19 protein-coding genes are annotated in these 19,526 nt (G+C 65.7%); 9 read left to right on the forward strand and 10 right to left on the reverse strand.

What is annotated here, in order from left to right:
- Positions 1–15 precede the first annotated feature (15 nt).
- From recG to ACMV8A_RS07000, 3 genes are all read left to right on the forward strand, one after another.
- Complete coding sequence (gene recG / locus ACMV8A_RS06990) at positions 16–2,100, forward strand: ATP-dependent DNA helicase RecG (RefSeq protein WP_495325042.1); 2,085 nt, start codon at positions 16–18, stop codon at positions 2,098–2,100.
- Between the two features lie 89 nt (positions 2,101–2,189).
- Positions 2,190–2,753, forward strand: a complete 564-nt coding sequence (locus ACMV8A_RS06995) for a chorismate--pyruvate lyase family protein (RefSeq protein ID WP_495325043.1) — start codon at positions 2,190–2,192, stop codon at positions 2,751–2,753.
- The gene (locus ACMV8A_RS07000; RefSeq protein WP_495325044.1) at positions 2,750–3,625 is read left to right on the forward strand and encodes a UbiA family prenyltransferase; all 876 of its coding nucleotides are present in this window, start codon (positions 2,750–2,752) and stop codon (positions 3,623–3,625) included. Before ACMV8A_RS06995 ends, ACMV8A_RS07000 begins: the two co-directional genes overlap by 4 nt.
- Positions 3,626–3,629: 4 nt before the next feature.
- On the opposite strand, the gene ACMV8A_RS07005 is transcribed toward ACMV8A_RS07000, so the two are convergent.
- From ACMV8A_RS07005 to ACMV8A_RS07025, 5 genes are all read right to left on the reverse strand, one after another.
- Positions 3,630–4,157 carry a protein disulfide oxidoreductase gene (locus ACMV8A_RS07005; RefSeq protein ID WP_495325045.1) on the reverse strand — a complete coding sequence of 176 codons (528 nt, stop codon included), beginning with the start codon at positions 4,155–4,157 and terminating at the stop codon, positions 3,630–3,632.
- Between the two features lie 58 nt (positions 4,158–4,215).
- Complete coding sequence (locus ACMV8A_RS07010; protein ID WP_495325046.1) at positions 4,216–5,265, reverse strand: ABC transporter ATP-binding protein; 1,050 nt, start codon at positions 5,263–5,265, stop codon at positions 4,216–4,218.
- A gap of 4 nt (positions 5,266–5,269) precedes the next feature.
- Positions 5,270–6,955 carry an ABC transporter permease gene (locus ACMV8A_RS07015; protein ID WP_495325047.1) on the reverse strand — a complete coding sequence of 562 codons (1,686 nt, stop codon included), beginning with the start codon at positions 6,953–6,955 and terminating at the stop codon, positions 5,270–5,272.
- A gap of 167 nt (positions 6,956–7,122) precedes the next feature.
- Complete coding sequence (locus ACMV8A_RS07020; protein WP_495325048.1) at positions 7,123–8,154, reverse strand: Fe(3+) ABC transporter substrate-binding protein; 1,032 nt, start codon at positions 8,152–8,154, stop codon at positions 7,123–7,125.
- 88 nt (positions 8,155–8,242) lie between these two features.
- The gene (locus ACMV8A_RS07025; protein ID WP_495325049.1) at positions 8,243–8,974 is read right to left on the reverse strand and encodes a double zinc ribbon domain-containing protein; all 732 of its coding nucleotides are present in this window, start codon (positions 8,972–8,974) and stop codon (positions 8,243–8,245) included.
- Between the two features lie 67 nt (positions 8,975–9,041).
- On the opposite strand from ACMV8A_RS07025, the gene bioB reads away from it, so the two are divergent.
- From bioB to bioD, 5 genes are all read left to right on the forward strand, one after another.
- The gene (gene bioB / locus ACMV8A_RS07030; RefSeq protein ID WP_495325050.1) at positions 9,042–10,022 is read left to right on the forward strand and encodes a biotin synthase BioB; all 981 of its coding nucleotides are present in this window, start codon (positions 9,042–9,044) and stop codon (positions 10,020–10,022) included.
- Positions 10,023–10,159: 137 nt separating this feature from the next.
- Positions 10,160–11,317, forward strand: a complete 1,158-nt coding sequence (bioF, locus tag ACMV8A_RS07035) for an 8-amino-7-oxononanoate synthase (RefSeq protein ID WP_495325051.1) — start codon at positions 10,160–10,162, stop codon at positions 11,315–11,317.
- Entirely contained in the window at positions 11,314–12,087 is a 774-nt protein-coding gene (gene bioH / locus ACMV8A_RS07040) for a pimeloyl-ACP methyl ester esterase BioH (protein WP_495325052.1), read from the forward strand. The genes bioF and bioH overlap by 4 nt, the downstream gene beginning before the upstream one ends.
- The gene (gene bioC, locus ACMV8A_RS07045) at positions 12,080–12,976 is read left to right on the forward strand and encodes a malonyl-ACP O-methyltransferase BioC (protein ID WP_495325053.1); all 897 of its coding nucleotides are present in this window, start codon (positions 12,080–12,082) and stop codon (positions 12,974–12,976) included. The genes bioH and bioC overlap by 8 nt, the downstream gene beginning before the upstream one ends.
- A 276-nt stretch (positions 12,977–13,252) precedes the next feature.
- A complete protein-coding gene (bioD, locus tag ACMV8A_RS07050) occupies positions 13,253–13,927 on the forward strand; it encodes a dethiobiotin synthase (protein WP_495325054.1) in 675 nt (224 codons plus the stop codon).
- Positions 13,928–13,951: 24 nt separating this feature from the next.
- Here the strand turns inward: bioD and zupT are convergent, their stop codons facing one another.
- Complete coding sequence (gene zupT, locus ACMV8A_RS07055; RefSeq protein WP_495325055.1) at positions 13,952–14,746, reverse strand: zinc transporter ZupT; 795 nt, start codon at positions 14,744–14,746, stop codon at positions 13,952–13,954.
- A 190-nt stretch (positions 14,747–14,936) separates the two neighbouring features.
- Between zupT and ACMV8A_RS07060 the strand changes: the two genes are divergently transcribed.
- The gene (locus ACMV8A_RS07060) at positions 14,937–15,299 is read left to right on the forward strand and encodes a hypothetical protein (protein ID WP_495325056.1); all 363 of its coding nucleotides are present in this window, start codon (positions 14,937–14,939) and stop codon (positions 15,297–15,299) included.
- A gap of 69 nt (positions 15,300–15,368) precedes the next feature.
- Here the strand turns inward: ACMV8A_RS07060 and rpoH are convergent, their stop codons facing one another.
- From rpoH to ftsE, 4 genes are all read right to left on the reverse strand, one after another.
- Complete coding sequence (rpoH, locus tag ACMV8A_RS07065) at positions 15,369–16,217, reverse strand: RNA polymerase sigma factor RpoH (protein ID WP_495325057.1); 849 nt, start codon at positions 16,215–16,217, stop codon at positions 15,369–15,371.
- Positions 16,218–16,388: 171 nt separating this feature from the next.
- Positions 16,389–17,711, reverse strand: coding sequence for a response regulator (locus ACMV8A_RS07070; protein WP_495325058.1), 1,323 nt, complete (start codon positions 17,709–17,711; stop codon positions 16,389–16,391).
- 107 nt (positions 17,712–17,818) lie between these two features.
- Entirely contained in the window at positions 17,819–18,808 is a 990-nt protein-coding gene (gene ftsX, locus ACMV8A_RS07075) for a permease-like cell division protein FtsX (RefSeq protein ID WP_495325059.1), read from the reverse strand.
- Entirely contained in the window at positions 18,808–19,479 is a 672-nt protein-coding gene (gene ftsE / locus ACMV8A_RS07080) for a cell division ATP-binding protein FtsE (protein ID WP_495325060.1), read from the reverse strand. The genes ftsX and ftsE overlap by 1 nt, the downstream gene beginning before the upstream one ends.
- Positions 19,480–19,526: the final 47 nt, after the last annotated feature.

A 19,526-nucleotide genomic window follows, 5' to 3' on the forward strand; every position in this document is an offset into this window, starting at 1 on the left:
TCCCACGCTCGATAAATGGATCACAGCGCCCCCCTCCCCGTCACCGCGCTCAAGGGCGTGGGTCCGCGCCTCGCCGCGCGGCTGGAGCACATCGGCATCCATACCGTCGAGGACCTGCTGTTCCACCTGCCGCTGCGCTACCAGGACCGCACCCGTGTCGTACCCATCGGCACACTGCGTCCCGGCGATGAAGCGGTGATCGAAGGCGAGGTGCTGCTCACCGAAATCAAGTTCGGCAAGCGGCGCATGCTGCTGTCGCGCATCAGCGACGGCAGCGGCTCGCTCACCCTGCGCTTCTTTCACTTCAGCGCGGCGATGCAGCAATCGCTGGCCCGCGGCAGCCGCGTGCGCTGTTACGGCGAGGCGCGCCCCGGCAGCGTCGGCATGGAGATGGTTCACCCGGAGTTTCGCCGCATCGATGAAGCGACACTGACGGCGGTGGAGGAACACCTCACGCCCATCTATCCCACCACTGAAGGCCTGCAACAGCCCTCGTTACGCAACCTCACCAAGCAGGCGCTGCAATGGCTGCACGACGGTCGCCTGCCGCTCACCGATCACCTGCCGCCGGAACTGCTGCACGGATTGGGCTTTCCCTCGCTGCAGGAAGCGATCACCTATCTGCACCGGCCGCCCCCTGACGCGCCGCTTTCGCTGCTGGCCGAGGAGCGCCATCCGACACAGCGCCGCCTCGCCTTCGAGGAACTGCTGGCCCACACCCTGAGCCTGCGCCGCCTGCGCGCCCAGGCACAACGACACCAGGCGCCGCCGCTGCGCGGCGACGGCAGGTTGCGAGAAAAATTTCTCGCCGCGCTACCCTTCCCGCTCACCGGAGCACAACGAAGAGTGGGCGCGGAAATCACCGCCGATCTGGAACGACCGCACCCGATGCAACGGCTGGTGCAGGGCGACGTCGGTTCGGGCAAGACGGTAGTGGCCGCACTGGCCGCCTTGCAGGCGGTGGAGGCCGGCTGCCAGGCGGCGGTGATGGCGCCCACCGAACTGCTGGCCGAGCAGCACTACCGCAACTTCACCCGCTGGCTCGCGCCGCTCGGCATCGAGGTGGCGTGGCTCGCCGGCAAACTGAAGACCAAACAGCGGCGCGACATGCTGGAGCGCCTGGCCGCTGGCGGCGCGCGCGTGGCCGTCGGCACCCATGCCCTGTTTCAGGAGGGCGTCGAGTTCCATGACCTCGGCCTCGTCATCATCGATGAGCAGCACCGCTTCGGCGTGCACCAGCGCCTCGCCCTGCGCGAGAAGGGCAGCCGTGGCGGACGCTATCCGCATCAGCTGATCATGACCGCCACACCGATCCCGCGCACCCTGGCCATGACCGCCTATGCCGATCTCGACTGCTCGATCATCGACGAGCTGCCGCCGGGGCGCACACCGGTGGAGACGGTGGTGCTCCCCGACAACCGCCGCGACGAGGTGGTGCAGCGCGTGCACACGGCCTGCCGCGCCGGGCGCCAGGCCTATTGGGTATGCACCCTGATCGAGGAGTCGGAGACGCTGGCGGCCCAGGCGGCACAGGACACCGCCGCGCTGCTGGCCGAGGCCCTGCCCGACCTGCGCATCGGACTGGTGCATGGCCGGTTGAAAAACGAAAAAAAGGAGCAGGTGATGAACGCCTTCAAGGAAGGACACATCGACCTGCTGGTGGCCACTACGGTCATCGAGGTGGGCGTCGATGTGCCCAACGCCTCGCTGATGATCATCGAAAACGCCGAACGCCTGGGGCTGGCGCAACTGCATCAGTTGCGCGGGCGCGTCGGCCGCGGCAGCACCGAGAGTCATTGCGTGCTGATGTACCACGGCCCGCTGTCGCAACAGGGCAAGGAGCGGCTGGCGGTGATGCGCGAAACCTCCGACGGCTTCGAGATTGCACGCAAGGACCTGGAGCTGCGCGGCCCAGGCGAGGTGCTGGGCACGCGCCAGACCGGCCTGCTGCAGCTGCGCATCGCCGACCTGCAACGCGACCAGTCGCTGCTGGCCGAGGCCAGCTTGTGCGCCGACCGGCTGCTCCAGCACTGGCCGCGGCAGGCGGCCCTGCTGATCCGCCGCTGGGTCGGTGCGGCGACCCGTTACGGCGAGGTATGATGCGACCCTTGGATGCATCAGTTGGGCGTTTCGCGTAGCTGGCCTCGAAACACCGCTGACAACCTCTTCCGCAACCCGAAACCGGAAACTTGGACAACTACGGCAAACACAGCAGTGAACCCGCCTGGCATGCACCGCGCCGCCTGTTGCGCAGCGCGGTGCCGGCGCCCATCTGGCCCTGGCTGCTGGACGCCTCCTCGCTGACGCGGCGCCTGCAACAGGCCTGCGGCGATGGCTTTCGCGTACAGGTGGTGCAGCAACGCTGGGAGCTGCCGCAACTGAGCGAGGCGCGCGCGCTCGGCATCAAGGCCGGGCGCCGCGCCCTGGTGCGTGAGGTGCGACTGTACTGCGGCGACCAACCCTGGGTATTTGCCCGCACCGTGATCCCGGCCGCCACCCTCACCGGCCCGCAACGCCGCCTCGGCCACCTTGGTGAGCGCCCGCTGGGCGGTCTGTTGTTTCGTGATCGCAGCATGCGCCGCGGTGAACTGGAAGTGGCGCGCATCGCACGCGGCCAACCCCTGTTCCGTCTCGCCTGCGCCGGCGTGCAACAACCACCTGCCGAGCTGTGGGGCAGGCGCTCGCTGTTCTTTCTGCGCGACAAACCGCTGCTGGTGTGTGAGATGTTTCTGCCGGGGGTGGGGGAAAAATGAAACTGCTGGAACGGGTCACGCCGCTGCTGCCCTGGCTGCGCCTGATGCGGCTGCACCGGCCGGCCGATCTGGGCCTGCTGTGGCTGTTGGGATTGTGGGGGCTGTGGCTGGGCAGCGACGGCCAACCCGCCGCGGCAGCGCTGCTCTTGCTGCTGCTGGCCCTGCTCGCCCTGCGTGCCCTGGCCTGGCTGGCGCACGATCTGGCGGCCGCGCTGCTCGCCCACCCGCGTCACAGCTTCGCCGCCGTCCTGCGTGGGCTGCCTGCGCCGCTGCGCTGGCTGGCCGGCGTGGAGTTGCTGCTGGCCCTGGTGCCGCTGCTGCTGCTCGGTTGGCGGACCCTGCTCATCGCCCTGTCCGCCGCTGTGCTCGGCACCGTATTCCTGGCCCTGCGCCGCCGCACCTTCCTCGGCGAACTGCTGCTCGCCCTGGCCTGCGCCGCCGCCACCCTGGCCGGCTTCACCGCCAGCGGCGCCCTGCCCGGCAAGACGGCCTGGCTGGTCTACACCGCCGCCGTGCTGTGGATTGGCGCCGCCCTCACCCAATATGCGGCACTGCACCTGCAGCAACACGCCCGTCTCGGCATCAAGAGCATCACCATGCTGTTCGGCCGCGCCGACCGCTGGCTCGTCGCCCTGCTCCAGCTCTTCGCCCTCGCCGCCCTGTGGCTGGCGGGACAACAGGAAAAACTGGGCGTATTCATGCCCATCGCCCTTGCCGTGGCCGCGGCCCTCGGCCTGTACCAGCAGTACCTGATGGCCCGCGCCAGCGACCAGGGCTACCGCCGCGCCTGGCTCAACAACCTGTGGTTCGGCCTCGCCCTGTTCTGCGGCATCGCCTTTTCCTATCTATGCCGCTGCGCGGCGGGCGGATAAAACCCTACAACCCCGCCCACCACAGGCGCAGGCGCAGGCCCCAGCCGGTGGTATAGCCGCGGGTGACGAAACGGATCTCGCCCGTGCCGTCGATCACGAATACCGCCGGCACACCGATCACGCCCCACTGGCGCGCGATGTCGCCATATTCATCGGCCACTGTTGCCCAGCGCAGGCCGTGCTGCGCCAGGTACTGATTCACCTCCTCCGCCGTACCCGACTGCATCGCCACCGTAAGCAACGGTACATCCTGCGCCAGGGAATCGATCGCGCCCTGTTCGGCACGGCACACCGGGCACCAGGTGCCCCAGAAATACACCAGCGCCGGCGCACCGCGCAGCTGCGCCAGATCGAAGGCGCGGCCATCGCTCAATGTCGTGGCCAAGGCCGGCGCCGGACCGCGCGCCGCATCACGGGTGAGATAGGCCTCCACCGCAAGCAGAAAGACCAGCAGCAGCAACAGCTCACCACCGAGGCGCAGCAGGCGGCGCGGGGTGACCCAGTGACGCAAACGTGTGAGCAGAGGATGCATGTTCAATCTATGCGCATGTCGGGTTGGCGCAGCGTAACCCGAGGTGATGACGAAACCATCACTCCCGCCGCGGAAACACGGCGAGGTGATCGAAGTCCGGCCGCAGGCCGACGCGCTCACCGAGGGTGTGGTCATGATGGCTCGGCGCCTGACACAGCACGGTGGCGCCACTGGGCAGACGCAGGGTGTAGAGGAAGACCGCACCGCGGAAGGCCTTGTCGATCACTTCGGCCTGCAAGGCGCTGGCCGGGTCGAGCATCAGATCATCCGGGCGGATCAGCACATCCACCGGACAACCCTTGCGGCAACCCTCCGGCACCTTGCCGGCAATGGGGCCGAGCGGCGTCTCCACCATGGTCTCGCCCACCACCATGCCGGCGAGCAGCACGCCCTGACCAATGAAGTCGGCCACCTGGCGATCGGCCGGCTGGTGGTAGAGGTTATAGGCGGTATCCCATTGCAGGATGCGGCCGGAATGCATCACCGCAATGCGATCGGCGATGGCGAAGGCCTCGAACTGATCGTGAGTCACCATCAGACCGGTGATGCCTTCATGTTTGAGGATGGTGCGCACCTCGCGCGCCAGCGACTCGCGCAGTTCCACGTCCATGCTGGAGAAGGGTTCATCCAGCAGCAGCAGGCGCGGCTTCGGTGCCAGTGCGCGCGCCAGGGCCACTCGCTGCTGCTGTCCGCCGGACAGGGCGTGGGGATAGATCCTGCCGTACTGCGGCAGCCCCACCAATTGCAGCAACTCCTGCACGCGCGCCGCGCGCTTGTCGGCAGACCAGCGGCGGATGCCGAAGGCCACGTTGTCGGCCACGGTGAGATGCGGAAACAGCGCGAAGTCCTGGAACACCATGCCCACATGGCGCTTCTCCGGCGGCAGGGTCCAGCCGGCGCGGCTGACCTCGTCGCCGGCGAGCAGGATGCGGCCGCGCTGCACCGGCTCGAAGCCGGCGATGGCACGCAGCAGGGTGGTCTTGCCGCAGCCGCTGGGACCGAGCAGACAGCCGATGGCCCCCTTCTTCAGGCGCAACGAGGCATCAAACACCACGGTGTGGTGGCCGTAGCCGACATCGATGTTTTCTACCTCGAGCAGCTTGGTCATGGATTCAGCATACCGTCTGGTCGTGCCCCGGCCGCGAGCGGCCGATGGTGCGCGACAGCAGGATCACCGGCACGATGCCGGCCAGCACGATGGCCAGCGCCGCGCTGGCGGAATCGGCCAGGCGTTCATCCGAGGCCAGCTCGAAGGCGCGCACCGCCAGGGTGTTGAAGTTGAAGGGGCGCAGTATCAGGGTTGCCGGCAGCTCTTTCAACACGTCGACAAACACCAGCAACAGGGCGGTGAGCAGGCTGCCGCGCATGATCGGCATGTGCACCTCGCGCAGCACGCGCCGCGGCGGCAGGCCGAGACAGCGCGCGGCATCATCCATCGACGGCTTGATCTTGCCGAGACCGGCCTCGACGGTGTTGAGCGACACGGCGAGGAAACGCACGCAATAGGCGAATACCAGGGCGGTGAGTGTGCCGGAAAGAATCAGGCCGGTGGAGATGTCGAACTGCGCGCGCATCCATGCGTCGATAGTGTTGTCGAGCCAGGCGAAGGGCAGGATCACACCCACGGCGATGACGGTGCCGGGCACCGCATAACCCATGCTCGCCACGCGCACCGCCAGACCCACCGGCTTCGACGGACGCAGGCGGCGGCCATAGGCCATCAACAGGGCCAGCGCCACGGCCAGCGCCGCGGTGATCGCCGCCAGCACCAGGCTGTTGCCGACCAAGGCAAAGAACTCCGCCTTGAGCCAGGCATCGGTGGTGTCCAGCGCCCATGCAGCGAGTTGCGCCGCCGGCAACAGAAAACCGAACAGCACCGGAATCGAGCAGCCGACGATGGCGCCGATACGGCGCCAGCCGCGCAACTGATAGCGCGGCAGGTGAGAGTAGCGCGTGCTGGTGTGATGAAAGCGCGCGCGGCGGCGCGACCAGCGCTCCAGCAGGATCAGCACGAAGACGAAACTCATCAGCACCGCCGACAACTGCGCCGCCGCGGCCGGGTCGCCGAGGCCGAACCAGGTGCGGAAGATGCCGGTGGTGAAGGTGGCGAGGCCGAAGTACTGCACGGTGCCATAGTCGGCCAGGGTCTCCATCAGCGCCAGCGACAGACCGGTGATGATCGCCGGCCGCGCCAGCGGCAGGGCGACACGGGCAAAACCGGCCCACGGCCCGGTGCCCAGGGTGCGCGACACCTCCAGCACACAGATGGACTGCTCCAGAAACGCCGCGCGCGACAGCAGATAGACATACGGATACAGCACCAGTGACAGCATCAGCACCGCGCCGGGCAGGGAGCGGATAGCGGGGAACCAGTAGTCGCCGTAGCTCCAGCCGAACCAGTCACGCAATTGCATCTGCACCGGACCGGCGAAATCCAGCATGCCGGTGTAGGTGTAGGCGATGATGTAGGCCGGCATCGCCATCGGCAGCAGCAGCGCCCATTCAAACAGGCGCCGACCGGGAAATTCGCACAGGCTCACCATCCACGCCGCCGGGATGCCGATGGCCAGCACGCCGACACCGACCCCGAACAGCAGCACCAGTGAATTGGTGACGTACTCCTGCAGCACCGTCTGTTTCAGGTGCAGCCACACCTCGCCCGCCGGCACGAACACAAAGCTGAACACCACCAGCACCGGCAGCGCCAGCAGCAGCGCGGCCAGCACCACACCGGCCCGCCAGGGGTCGGGGCGCGGCAAGGCGTTAACGGCGGGGAAGGTGGCGGTTACGGAAGTCATGGACGGTCAAGAATACAGGGGCGAGGAAGCAGGGGAAAGGGACGCAGGACGAGGTACGCCGCTAGCGTTCCCACGCAGAGCGCAGGAGCGATAAAAAGAAGCGAGGGTAGGGGCGCAGCGCCCCTTCTCTCCAACTTTCCTCCTGTAACTTGAATTCTGTATCTGCCTCAGCGCCAACCGGCACGGTCCATCAGGCGCACCGCCGCGGCATTGAACTCGCCCAGCTTGGCCATGTTCACGCTATCGGCGCGGAACTCACCGAAGGCGCGCAGGGTGGCGCTGGTGGCGACGCCGCTGCGCACTGGGTATTCCTGATTGGTTTCGGCGTACCACCGCTGCGCCTCTTCACCGGCGAGGAACTCCAGCAGACGCACGGCATTGGCGCGATTGGGTGCGGCGGCGGTGACGCCGGCACCGCTGATGTTGACGTGCACACCGCGCTCGTTCTGATTGGGCCAGAACACACCGATCTTTTCCGCCGCGGCCTTTTCATCGGCCTTGTCCGATTCCAGCATCTGCGCCAGGTAGTAGGTGTTGGCGATGGCGATGTCGCACTGACCGGCCACCGCCGCCTTGATCTGATCACGGTCGCCACCCTGCGGCTTGCGCGCGAAGTTGGCAACGAAACCCTTGGCCCAGGCCTCGGTGGCCGCCTCGCCGCGGGTGGCGATCATCGAGCCGACCATGGACTGGTTGTAGACATTGTCGGAGGAGCGCACGCAGATGCGGCCCTTCCACTTCGGCTCGGCCAGCGCCTCATAGGTGGACAGTTCGGCGGGCTCCACCTTGCCCTTCACGTACAGGATGGGACGGGCGCGCATGGACAGGCCGAACCAGTGCCCGGCCGGATCACGGTAGGCCGCCGGGATCGCCGCCTCCAGCACCGCCGACTGCACCGGCTGCAACACCCCCGCCGCCTGCGCCGCGTGCAAATTGCCCGCATCCACGGTGAGCAAGATGTCCGCCGGGCTGTTGCGGCCTTCGCTCTTCAAGCGCTGCAACAGGGCGTCGGCCTTGGCCGATACCAGATTGACCTTGATGCCGGTCGCGGCAGTGAACTGGTCCAGCAGGGGCTTGATCAGCGCCTCCTGACGAGCGGAATACAGATTGACCTCGCCGGCGGCCAGGGCCGCGGCATTCAGGCCGACGACGCCCGCCAGCGCGGCGGCAAACAGGAAATGACGGCGGGAAAGAGACATGACGTACTCCATAGGCTGAGGTTCGGGCGGGGCATCCCCCACCTCTTACATTAAGTGCGAACCATTCTCATTAACATTGTTATCCATGTCAAGCCCCCGCCCGCGCCACCGCCCACACCTCGATCCGTTCCGCCCCGGCGCGGCGCAACACCCGCGCCAATTCGCCCACGGTGGAGCCGGTGGCGATCACATCATCGACAATCGCCACATGGCCGCCGGACAAGGGGCGCACCACGTCGAAGGCGCCGCGCACGTTGCGCCGCCGCTCCTCCGCGGGCAGCAACGACTGGGTGGCCGTCGCACGAATGCGCTGCACCAGACCGCCGGCCAGGGGCACATCGAAGCGCCGCGCCAGAGGGCGGGCCAGTTCCAGCGCCTGGTTGTAGCCCCGTTCCCGCAGCCGTGCCGGGTACAGCGGCACCGGCACGATCAGATCCGGCAACACGGTAACGTGCTCCGCCAGATGCCGCGCCAGCAACTCCCCCAGCAAACGGCCCGGCGGCAGGCGCTGGTTGAACTTGAAGCCCTGCACCAGCCAGTCCAGCGGCGGGCGGTACAAAAACGGGGTCAGGGTCGCATCGTAGGGCGGGGGCTGGATCAGGCACTGGCCGCAGACGGGCGACTCCCCTCCCCCGCATGCGGGGGAGACCGGTGCAGCGCAACACCTGCAGGAGGCGAGATTCCACGGCAGGGCGCGCAGGCAGGCGGGACAGAGATCGAGGCCGGCGGCGCCCGGCGCACCGCACAGGAGACAGGTGGGGGGATACAGCAGCGTCTGTACAAATCTTATACAGTTGTAAACTCTTGAAATCCGTTTCATTTGACAACCCTTCCTGGGCTGGGAATACTGCCGACCCTCATTGTAAGCGCCTTTCCGGAGAACACCCATGCCCCAGGCCGCCCACCGCCAAACCGCTCCCGCCCTGCGCCACGACTGGAAGGTCGCCGAGGTGGAGGCGCTGTTCAACACGCCGTTCATGGAACTCATGTGGCAGGCCCAGCAGGTGCACCGAGTCCACTTCGACCCGTCCGTGATCCAGGCCTCCAGCCTGCTCAACATCAAGACCGGCGGCTGTGCCGAAAACTGCGGCTATTGCTCGCAGAGCGCCCATCACGAAAAGAAGGTGAAGCTGGAGCGCGATGCCCTGATGGAAGTGGATGTGGTGGTGGCCGAGGCGCGGAAGGCGAAGGACGGCGGCGCCACCCGCTTCTGCATGGGCGCGGCCTGGCGCAATCCGCGCGACGAACAGCTCGATGCGGTGCTGGAGATGATCCGCCAGGTGAAGGCCATGGGCCTGGAGACCTGCGTGACGCTGGGCATGCTCAGCGCCGACCAGGTGGTGAAGCTGAAAGAGGCCGGCCTCGACTACTACAACCACAACCTCGACACCTCGCGCGAGTATTACGGCAAGGTAGTCACCACCCGCACCTATGACGAGCGGCTGGATACGCTGGCCGAGGTGCGCAAGGCCGGTATCAACGTCTGCGCCGGCGGCATCATGGGCATGGGCGAGAGCCGCACCGATCGCGCCGCCCTGCTGGCGGAACTGGCCAACCTGCCGGAGCATCCGCAGAGCGTGCCCATCAACCTGCTGGTGAAGGTCCCGGGCACGCCGCTGGCCGACAGCCCCGACCTCGACATCTTCGAATTCATCCGCACCATCGCCGTGGCACGCATCATCATGCCCAGCTCTTACGTGCGCCTGTCCGCCGGACGCCAGAACATGCACGACGAGGCCCAGGCCCTGTGCTTCCTCGCCGGCGCCAATTCCATCTTCTACGGCGACCGCCTGCTCACCACCGACAACGCCACCCTCAACCACGACCGCGAACTGTTCCGCCGCCTCGATCTGACGCCGGCGGCGTAAACACCCTGTCGCAGAGACGCAGAGGCGCGGAGTTGATGAAATCGAATTCCGCTACGGGTCAACTAGTCTGAAGTACTGCAGAGCCCCATGAATACTCCACATCCTCTGCGTCTCTGCGCCTCTGCGACAGATCTTTTATGAATGAACTGGAACAGGAACTGCAGCGGCGCGTAGCGGAACATCTGTACCGCCGGCGCCGGGTCGTCGATTCCGCGCAGGGCGCGGAGATCGTCGTCGACGGTCGCCCGCTGCTGTCGTTCTGTTCCAATGACTATCTCGGTCTCGCCAATCATCCCGAGGTGATCGCCGCCATGCAGCACGGCGCCGCACAATACGGCGCCGGCTCCGGCGCGGCGCACCTGGTCACCGGCCACCTGACGCCGCACCATCTCCTCGAAGAGGAGCTGGCCGCATTCACCGGCTATACGCGCGCGCTGCTGTTCTCCACCGGCTACATGGCCAACCTCGGTGCGGTGAGCGCGCTGTGTGGCGCAGGCGATGCGGTGTTCGAGGACCGGCTCAATCACGCCTCGCTGCTCGATGCGGGGCTGTTGTCGCGGGCGCGCCTGCAACGCTTTCCCCACGGCGATGTGGCGGCGCTCCATGAGCGACTGGCGGAGAGCAAGGCGCAGCGCAAGCTGATCGTCACCGACGGCGTATTCAGCATGGACGGCGACATTGCGCCGCTGCGCGCACTGGCCGCCACGGCGCAACAACATGACGCCTGGCTGCTGATGGACGACGCCCACGGCCTTGGCGTCATCGGTGAACACGGCCGCGGCTCGATGGAGGTGTGCAGCCTCACGCCGCGCGATCTGCCGCTCTTGGTCGGCACCCTGGGCAAGGGTTTCGGCAGCTTCGGCGCCTTCGTGGCCGCCGATGAAATCATCATCGAAACCCTTATTCAGCAAGCGCGCCCCTACATCTACACCACCGCCCTGCCGCCGGCGGTGGCCGAGGCGACGCGGGCCAGCCTGAAGATCATCCAATCCGATGAAGGCGCGCAGCGCCGCGCGCATCTCACTGCATTGGTGCAGCGCTTCCGCACCGGCGCACAGCAACTCGGCTTACCATTGATGGAGTCACCCACGGCCATCCAGCCGCTTTTGGTGGGTGATTCCGCCACGGCCGTGAACATGTCGGAGGCCCTGCTGGCGGAAGGAATCCTGATCAGCGCCATCCGCCCGCCCACCGTGCCCGACGGCACCGCGCGCCTGCGCATCACCCTCTCCGCAGCACACGATGCAGCGCAGGTCGATCGCCTGCTCGATGCCCTGGGACGGCTCAATCGATGAGTAATCCGACGCTGCATGTGGAGAGTATCGGAAGCGGTCCCGATCTGGTGCTGCTGCACGGCTGGGGCCTGCACGGTGGCATCTTCCGCAGCGTGATGCCACCACTCGCCGCGCACCACCGCCTACACCTCATCGACCTGCCGGGCCACGGCCGCAGCCCTCCGCTGTCCAGCGCCTACACCCTGGACAACATGGTGCACGCTGTCGCCGCTGCTGTCCCCGCCAACGCTGCCTGGCTGGGCTGGTCGCTGGGAGGACGCATCGCGCTCGCGGCAGCCGCTCGGGGGGCAGCGATCACCAAACTCATTCTTGTCGGCACCAATCCCTGTTTCACCCAACGCGATGACTGGCCGCACGGCATGCCGGAAGCCGAGTTCGAGCAATTTGCCGCCTCGGTACGCGACAACTGGGAACAGACACTGCAACGCTTTCTCGCCATCCAGGCGCGCGGCTCGGAACGCGCGCGCGAAGAACTGCGTGCGCTGCGCCTCGAACTGTTCGCCCATGGCCAGCCACAGCCCGCAGCCCTGGCGGGCGCGCTCGACATCCTGCGCGAGGCGGATCTGCGCAGCGCATTGCCGGCCATCACCCAGCCCACACTGGTTTTGCACGGCGCCCGCGACACCCTGGCGCCGCTGGCCGCGGCGGAATACACCGCAACCCAGTTGCCACACGGGTTGCTGCATGTCAGCGACACAGCCGGCCATGCACCGTTCCTGTCGCATCCCGATGAATTTCTGCACGCCCTGGAAGCTTTCCTTCATGAGTGACCTGCCGCTACCCGACAAGCGCCTGGTGCGTGCCGCCTTTGAAAAGGCCGCCTCCCGTTATGACGAGGCCGCCGTACTGCAACGCGAGATCGGCACGCGCCTGCTGGAGCGGCTGGAACTGATGAAGATCGCACCGCAGTGCGTGCTGGAGGTGGGCAGCGGCACCGGCTTCTGCAGCACGCAACTGGCGGCGCGCTTTGCGCGGGCAGAGTTCATCGCCCTCGACATCGCCCACGGTATGTTGCAGCACGCGCGCCGCCGCTTCGGCTGGTGGCAACGCCTGCGCCGCAATCCCGGTTTCCTTTGCGCCGATGCCGAGTCACTACCGCTGGCCGCTGCCTCAGTGGACCTGCTGTTTTCCAACGTGACCCTGCAATGGTGCAACGATCCGGAGCGCACCTTTGCCGAGTTTCGCCGTGTACTCAAACCTGGTGGCCTGCTGCTGTTTTCCACCTTCGGCCCCGACACGCTGAAAGAATTGCGTGCCGCCTGGCGTGCGGTGGACGATGCCATGCACGTCAATGCCTTCATCGACATGCATGATCTGGGCGACGGTCTGCTGCGCAACGGCTTTGCCGACCCGGTGATGGATCGCGAGGACATCGTGCTGACCTATAAGGATGCGCGCACCCTGATGAGTGACCTGAAGACCATCGGCGCGCACAACGTCAACCGTGGCCGCAGCAGTGGGCTCACCGGGAAGAAAAAACTCAATGCCATGCTGACGGCCTATGAGCAGTTCCGCCGCGATGATCGCCTGCCGGCGAGCTACGAAATCGTCTACGGCCACGCCTGGGCGCCACTGACGCCGCAGCAACAAACCCAGAACGGCGCTACGCGCATTTCGCTGGAACAGTTGCGCGCCAATTTGGCAGGAACAAGCAAATGACCCGCGGCATCTTCGTCACCGGCACCGACACAGGCGTATCGACCCGGACACGGGGCCGCGCAGCGGCTAGTCGCGGGAAGGGGCGAAACCCACGCCGGCAGCGTGCCCCCTCCGCACGTTATGGGGAGAACCTTTCATGACGCGAGGAATCTTCGTTACCGGCACCGACACAGGCGTATCGACCCGGACACGGGGCCGCGCAGCGGCTAGTCGCGGGAAGGGGCGAAACCCACGCCGGCAGCGTGCCCCCTCCGCACGTTATGGGGAGAACCTTTCATGACGCGAGGAATCTTCGTTACCGGCACCGACACAGGCGTGGGCAAAACCTGGGTCAGCGCCAGCATCATGGCCGCGCTGCAACACCAGGGGCTGCGCGTGCTCGGCATGAAGCCAGTGGCCTCCGGCTGCGCGCACACCGCCGACGGCCTGCGCAACGAGGATGCGCTGCTGTTGCAGCAGCAGGGCTCACTGCCGATGGATTACGCGGCGATCAACCCCTACGCCTTCGCGCCACCGGTGGCACCGCACCTCGCCGCTGCGCAGGCGGGTACACACATCGATCTGGAGCACATCGCGCGCAATTACCGCAGACTCGCTGCCGAGGCCGATGCGGTGGTAGTCGAAGGTGCCGGCGGCTGGCTGGTGCCGCTCAACGAACGCGAGTCCATGGCCGATCTCGCCAGGCGGCTCGAACTGGACGTGATCCTGGTGGTTGGTCTGCGTTTGGGTTGCATCAATCATGCCCTGCTCAGCGCCGAATCCATCCGCGCCCACGGCGGCAAGCTCATTGGCTGGGTAGCCAACACCCTTGACCTGCACATGAGCAAACTGCCGCAGAATGTCCTTTCCATCCAACAGCGCATCGGTGCGCCGCTGCTCGGTTTGATCCCCTATATGGATGCCTTGTCCATGGATGCCATTGCTGCGCAGATCACAATCAGCACAGGCTGATGGTTGCACTGCGCACCCCCCATCCTACGTCAGCATCACCAGCGTTACCGCCATCACTCCCATGCCGGCGATCAGGCCATACACCGCCTGATGGCCGCTGTCGTATTTCTTCGCGTTGGGGATCAGCTGATCCAGCGAGATGAACACCATGATGCCGGCCACCGCGGCGAACACCAGGCCCAGCGCGCCATCATCGAGAAACGGGCGCAGCAAGAGATAGCCGACCATCGCACCCACTGGCTCGGCCAGGCCGGAGAGAAAGGAATACCAGAAGGCACGCCGGCGGCTGCCGGTGGCGTAATACACCGGCACAGAAATGGAAATGCCTTCCGGTATGTTGTGCAAGGCAATGGCAACGGCGATGGACACCCCCACCACCGGATCGGCAAGCACCGCCATGAAGGTCGCCATGCCCTCGGGGAAATTGTGGATGCCGATGGCCAGGGCGGAGAGCAACCCGACGCGACGCAGACGGTGCAAGCTCTGGCCATTGTCATCCATCAGCTTGGCCTGATGGGGGTTGTCGTGCGCCGGCACCAGAAAATCGATGCACAGGATCAGCAGCACGCCAGCAAAGAAACCTACCACCGCCAGCCAACCACCCAGTGTCTTGCCGTACTGGGTCTGCAACAGCACCTGACCGCCGGCCAGCAGTTCGACAAAGGACACGTAGATCATCACCCCGGCGGAAAAACCGAGGGCGGCGGAAAGCAGGGCGACGTTGCTGCGGCGGGCAAACAACGCCACCGCACTGCCGATGCCGGTAGAGAGGCCGGCCAGGGTGGTCAGAGCCAGAGCCAAAAGCACGGGGTGATCCATGATGTCCTTGATACTATCAGCACCCGTCCACGCCGTTAATTCACACGATGTCGTTACCGCCATCACACAGCAATGCGCAATGACCTTATAAGATACATGCCTATCGAGTTCTTGCTCGTTAGATTGTCAAACTGGGGTTTTTCCTATACAAAACATCCTTACACGGACCACAACTCCATGGAGGGGAAACATGTCATCACTGCGTATTCGCGTTCTGTTGTTCTGCCTGCTGCTGTCCGCTGCCACCACCCTGAGCGCCGCAGGTTACCCCGCCGCACTTGCCCAAGAGGTAGCACCCTACCCACAGGCCAAACTCGACTCTGCCAGCGAGGATGCGCGCAGCGCCAGTGCCGTGCTCAACACCAAAGGCACGGTGGAACAGGCCGCGCGCTACTACCGTGACCAGCTGGCCGGCCAGGGCTGGAAGCAGACCGCCGACGCCACCATCGGCAACGCGCGCGCGCTGGAGTTCAGCCGCGACAAGAGCAGCATCGCCATCAGCATCATGCCCACCTCCGCCGGTACCACCATCGCAGTCACCCTGAGCCGCTAAACGCCGGCGCTGAAAACGACAACGGCCTCAGTGGGAGGCCGTTGTCCTTTGTGCTGCATAAAACGCCGTTCAGGCAGCCAGCATATTGCGCAGCTTGTTCATGGCGTTCTTCTCCAGCTGGCGGATGCGCTCGGCGGAGACGTTGTACTTGTCCGCCAGGTCCTGCAGCGTGGTCTTGCCATCGTCTGACAGCCAGCGCGCGGCAACGATGTCGCGGCTGCGGTCATCCAACGTGGCCAGGGCGCTGTGCAGGCGCTGGCTGTTGTCCGCCTCGAAGTTGGCAGCCTCCAGCTGGGCCGCCGGCTCGAAGCGGCTGTCGGCCAGATAGGCCGCCGGCGCCATCACCTCGTCGTCATCATCGGACTGGGCATCGAAGGTGACGTCCTGACCGGCCAGACGCGACTCCATCTCCAGCACCGTCGCCGCCGGCACACCCAGGTCCTTGGCCACCGCGTCCACCTCTTCCTTGGAGAACCAGCCCAGACGCTTCTTGGACGAGCGCAGATTGAAGAACAGCTTGCGCTGCGCCTTGGTGGTGGCCACCTTGACGATGCGCCAGTTGCGCAGGATGAACTCGTGGATCTCGGCGCGGATCCAGTGCACGGCAAAGGACACCAGACGCACCCCCTGCTCCGGGTCGAAGCGCTTCACCGCCTTCATCAGGCCGATGTTGCCTTCCTGGATCAGGTCGGCCTGGGGCAGGCCGTAGCCGGAATAGCCGCGGGCGATGTGGGCCACGAAACGCAGGTGCGCCATCACCAGACGGCGCGCCGCCTCCAGATCGGCGTGGTCGCGCAGGCGAACTGCCAGTTCGCGCTCTTCCTCGGCCGTCAGCATCGGGATGCGATTGATGGCCTGGGTATAGGCCTCGATGCTGCCGAGCGGAATATTCACTTGCAGTTGCAGGGCTTTACTCATCGTTACTCCCTATCTCGCGTTCATATGCCAAAGTGGCTGGCTCAGTTATAACCAACCATAACACTCAACAATTGGCAACGCAATCCCTTCAGCCAAATTCCTCAGTGGGGTATTTTTAGCACTCTCGGGGTGAGAGTGCCAAGGGGTCAGAAGAGTTCCCGCCGACAGTTTTTAGGCGCTACGGGCCGGGACAGGGGTGATGCTGCCGTCACCCTGGGTGAGGCAGACCCGGTTGCGGCCGGCGGCCTTGGCGCCGTAGAGGGCCTGGTCGGCGATGCCGAGCAGGGTGTTAAGGTCTTTGCCCGCATGTGCGGCGACGGCAGCCAGGCCGAGGCTGAGGGTGACATCCACCCCGGCGGGCTTGAGCCGTTCCACCTCGGCGCGCAGGTGTTCGGCGCGTGCCGGGACATCGGCGCCATGCAGCAGGACGACGAACTCCTCGCCACCGAAGCGGGCGCAAAGGCCGTCGGGAAACAGGCGGTTCAGCAGGTCGCCCATGGCCATCAGCACCTTGTCGCCGACGAGATGGCCCAGGCCGTCGTTGATGCGCTTGAAGTGATCCAGATCGACGATCATCACCCAGCCCTGCGCGGTGCGGCTGAGGAAGCCCTGGCCTTCGTCCACCAGGTAGCGGCGGTTGCGCACGCCGGTGAGCGCGTCGGTGGTGGCGAGCCGTTCCATGTCGGCGGTCTGGCGTTTGAGGGCGTCGAACTGATGCTTGATGAGCAGGAGCGAGCGCACGCGCGCCATCAGCACCTCTTCCACCAGGGGCTTGTTGACAAAGTCGTTGGCGCCGGCACGGAACACCTCCACCTGGGTGGAAACGTCGTCGTTGCCGGTGATCACCAGCACCGGCAGTTCCTGCTGCGAATAGTGCTGGCGGGCGCGCAGCACATAGAGCAGATCGCCGCCGGTCATCTCGCCCTTGAGGAAAAAGTCGGTGATCACCAAATCGAAGCCGCGTTCATCGGTTTGCCGTGCCTGACCCAGAAGGTCCAGCGCCTCCTCCACCGTAGCGGTATGCACCACCACCAGGCCGTGTTGTTCCAGCACGTTTTTGGTGACTGCGGCGACGGTGCGGCTGTCTTCGACATAGAGCACGCGACCATAGAGCGCGGCATTGCGCTCCAGAAAGGCCTTGATGAACTGACCGAAGGCCTGAAAACCCAGCGACTTGTCGAAATAGTCGGTAACGCCGGCGGCATAACCCTCGCGGATCAGGCGCTGATCGGCGTCGCTGGAGATGATGATGACGGGAGTGTAGTGGTGGCGCTTGCTGTGGCGGATACGGCGGCACAGGTCGAGCCCGTCGGCATCGGGCAGCATCAGTGCCGTGGTCACCAGGGAAAAGCGTTCTTCTTCCAGCCGCGCCAGCGCTTCGGCCTCGTTGCCGACGGCCGTCACGCGCGCACCAGGCAAGGCCTCATCCAGGCGGCGGGTGATCACCTGACGCGACAGCGTCGACCCATCCACCACCAGTATGCTATTGCTCATCGATGTCCCCTTTCCCCCGCAACCATCCGACTATAAGCGTGTTATTGGTGCGTTGATATACCAACGACGGCATGCGCTATTCCGCCTATGAAACAGCCCGTTGTTCCTCAGGTGGGCTCGATCTCACGCAGATGCCGCCCCACCGCCAGCCAGGAACCGAGCAGGCCCAGCAGGCAGCCGCCGCCGAACAGGGTCAGCGTGGTGAGGAAATCCAGCCCGCGCAGGCGGAAATCGCTGCCATACAAGCCGGCCAGGCCCGCGACCGGATCGGCCAGGAACAGCAACGAGACCTGGATCATGCCGAGGGCGATAATGCCGCCGAACAGGCCGTACCAGAAGCCGGTGTAGAGGAAGGGGCGGCGGATGAAGGCGTCGGTGCCGCCGATAAGCTTGATGATGACGATTTCGTCGCGCCGGTTCTGAATGGCCAGCCGTATCGTGTTACCCACCACCAGCAGCACGGCGAGTCCGAGCAGGGAGCCGAGCACCCAGACGCCGCGGCTGACGATGTCCATCATGGCGTAGATGCGCTTGACCCACTGCATGTCCAGCTGCGCCAGGTCCACTTCCGGCCGGGCGCGTAATTGCGCGAGCAGCTGCTCCAGTACCTCCGGCCCCTGCGCCTGCTCCACCTTGGGAAACAGCACCAGCACCGAGGGCAGCGGATTGTCTTCCAGCACCTGCAACACATCGCCGAAACCCGACAGGCTCTTGAACTCCTCCAGCGCCTGCTCGCGCGAGATGTAGCGCACATTGCCGATCTCCGGCAGGGCATCCAGTTCGCGCGCGAGATTCTGGGCGCGTTGCTCACTCACGTTACGCTTCAAAAACAGAGACACCTGGGTGGCGCCGTCCCAGCCGCGCGCCACCTGCTGGGCATTGCCGAGCAGCACGTGCAGCCCGGCGGGCAGGGCCAGGGCGATGCCGATCACCGCGGCGGTGAGGATGGCGTTGAAGGGACGGCGCCAGATCTGGCCCAGGGTATAGAAGAAGGTCTGCACATGGCGCAACAGCCAGGAGCGCAGCAGGGCGCCGGCGCCCATCTTCACCACGCGGGCGCCTTCCGGCGCATTGGGGGTACGCGTTACCTCAGCCATCAGCGCGCCCCTCCCGTATCGCCGACCATCCGACCGTGATCCAACCGCAGCACGCGATGGCCGAGGCGACGGATTAGCTCTAGATCATGCGAGGCGATGAGCACACTCACGCCGACGCGGTTGAACTCCTCGAACAGACCCATGATCTCGCGCGACAGCTCCGGGTCGAGGTTACCGGTGGGCTCATCCGCCAGGAGCAGCGGCGGCTTGTTGACCACCGCGCGGGCGATGCCGACGCGCTGTTGCTCGCCGCCGGACAGGGTGATGGGATACATCTTTTCCTTACTCAGCAGCCCCACCTTGTCCAGCGCAGCGCGCACGCGGCGGCCGATCTCCTGATGGCCGTGGCCAGCGATGATCAGCGGCAGGGCGACGTTGTCGAACACCGTGCGGTCGAACAGCAGGCGGTGGTCCTGAAAGATGATGCCGATGTCGCGCCGCACATAGGGGATGCGCCGGCGCCCCACCTTGGCGAAGTTCTGGCCGTTGATGATCACCTGGCCATTGGTGGGCCGCTCGATGAGGGCGATGAGCTTGAGCAGGGTGGACTTGCCGGCGCCGGAATGACCGGTGAGAAAGGCCATTTCGCCGGGCGCGACGTGCAGCGACACGTCGGACAGGGCCTCATAGCCGCCGGGATAGCGTTTGCTGACGTTGGCAAAACGAATCATTGAACAGTAGTTCCACGTGACGGGTGGCGAGTGACCAGCGACTTTAT

Source organism: Sulfurivermis sp. (genome assembly GCF_059410345.1).

Bases quoted from the DNA above. Each gene is read 5' to 3' on its own strand.
- recG (WP_495325042.1), top strand. From the start codon at position 16: ATGGATCACAGCGCCCCCCTCCCCGTCACCGCGCTCAAGGGCGTGGGT.
- ACMV8A_RS07000 (WP_495325044.1), top strand. From the start codon at position 2,750: ATGAAACTGCTGGAACGGGTCACGCCGCTGCTGCCCTGGCTGCGCCTG.
- ACMV8A_RS07005 (WP_495325045.1), bottom strand. From the start codon at position 4,157: ATGCATCCTCTGCTCACACGTTTGCGTCACTGGGTCACCCCGCGCCGC.
- ACMV8A_RS07010 (WP_495325046.1), bottom strand. From the start codon at position 5,265: ATGACCAAGCTGCTCGAGGTAGAAAACATCGATGTCGGCTACGGCCAC.
- ACMV8A_RS07015 (WP_495325047.1), bottom strand. From the start codon at position 6,955: ATGACTTCCGTAACCGCCACCTTCCCCGCCGTTAACGCCTTGCCGCGC.
- ACMV8A_RS07020 (WP_495325048.1), bottom strand. From the start codon at position 8,154: ATGTCTCTTTCCCGCCGTCATTTCCTGTTTGCCGCCGCGCTGGCGGGC.
- ACMV8A_RS07025 (WP_495325049.1), bottom strand. From the start codon at position 8,974: ATGAAACGGATTTCAAGAGTTTACAACTGTATAAGATTTGTACAGACG.
- bioB (WP_495325050.1), top strand. From the start codon at position 9,042: ATGCCCCAGGCCGCCCACCGCCAAACCGCTCCCGCCCTGCGCCACGAC.
- bioF (WP_495325051.1), top strand. From the start codon at position 10,160: ATGAATGAACTGGAACAGGAACTGCAGCGGCGCGTAGCGGAACATCTG.
- bioH (WP_495325052.1), top strand. From the start codon at position 11,314: ATGAGTAATCCGACGCTGCATGTGGAGAGTATCGGAAGCGGTCCCGAT.
- bioC (WP_495325053.1), top strand. From the start codon at position 12,080: ATGAGTGACCTGCCGCTACCCGACAAGCGCCTGGTGCGTGCCGCCTTT.
- bioD (WP_495325054.1), top strand. From the start codon at position 13,253: ATGACGCGAGGAATCTTCGTTACCGGCACCGACACAGGCGTGGGCAAA.
- zupT (WP_495325055.1), bottom strand. From the start codon at position 14,746: ATGGATCACCCCGTGCTTTTGGCTCTGGCTCTGACCACCCTGGCCGGC.
- ACMV8A_RS07060 (WP_495325056.1), top strand. From the start codon at position 14,937: ATGTCATCACTGCGTATTCGCGTTCTGTTGTTCTGCCTGCTGCTGTCC.
- rpoH (WP_495325057.1), bottom strand. From the start codon at position 16,217: ATGAGTAAAGCCCTGCAACTGCAAGTGAATATTCCGCTCGGCAGCATC.
- ACMV8A_RS07070 (WP_495325058.1), bottom strand. From the start codon at position 17,711: ATGAGCAATAGCATACTGGTGGTGGATGGGTCGACGCTGTCGCGTCAG.
- ftsX (WP_495325059.1), bottom strand. From the start codon at position 18,808: ATGGCTGAGGTAACGCGTACCCCCAATGCGCCGGAAGGCGCCCGCGTG.
- ftsE (WP_495325060.1), bottom strand. From the start codon at position 19,479: ATGATTCGTTTTGCCAACGTCAGCAAACGCTATCCCGGCGGCTATGAG.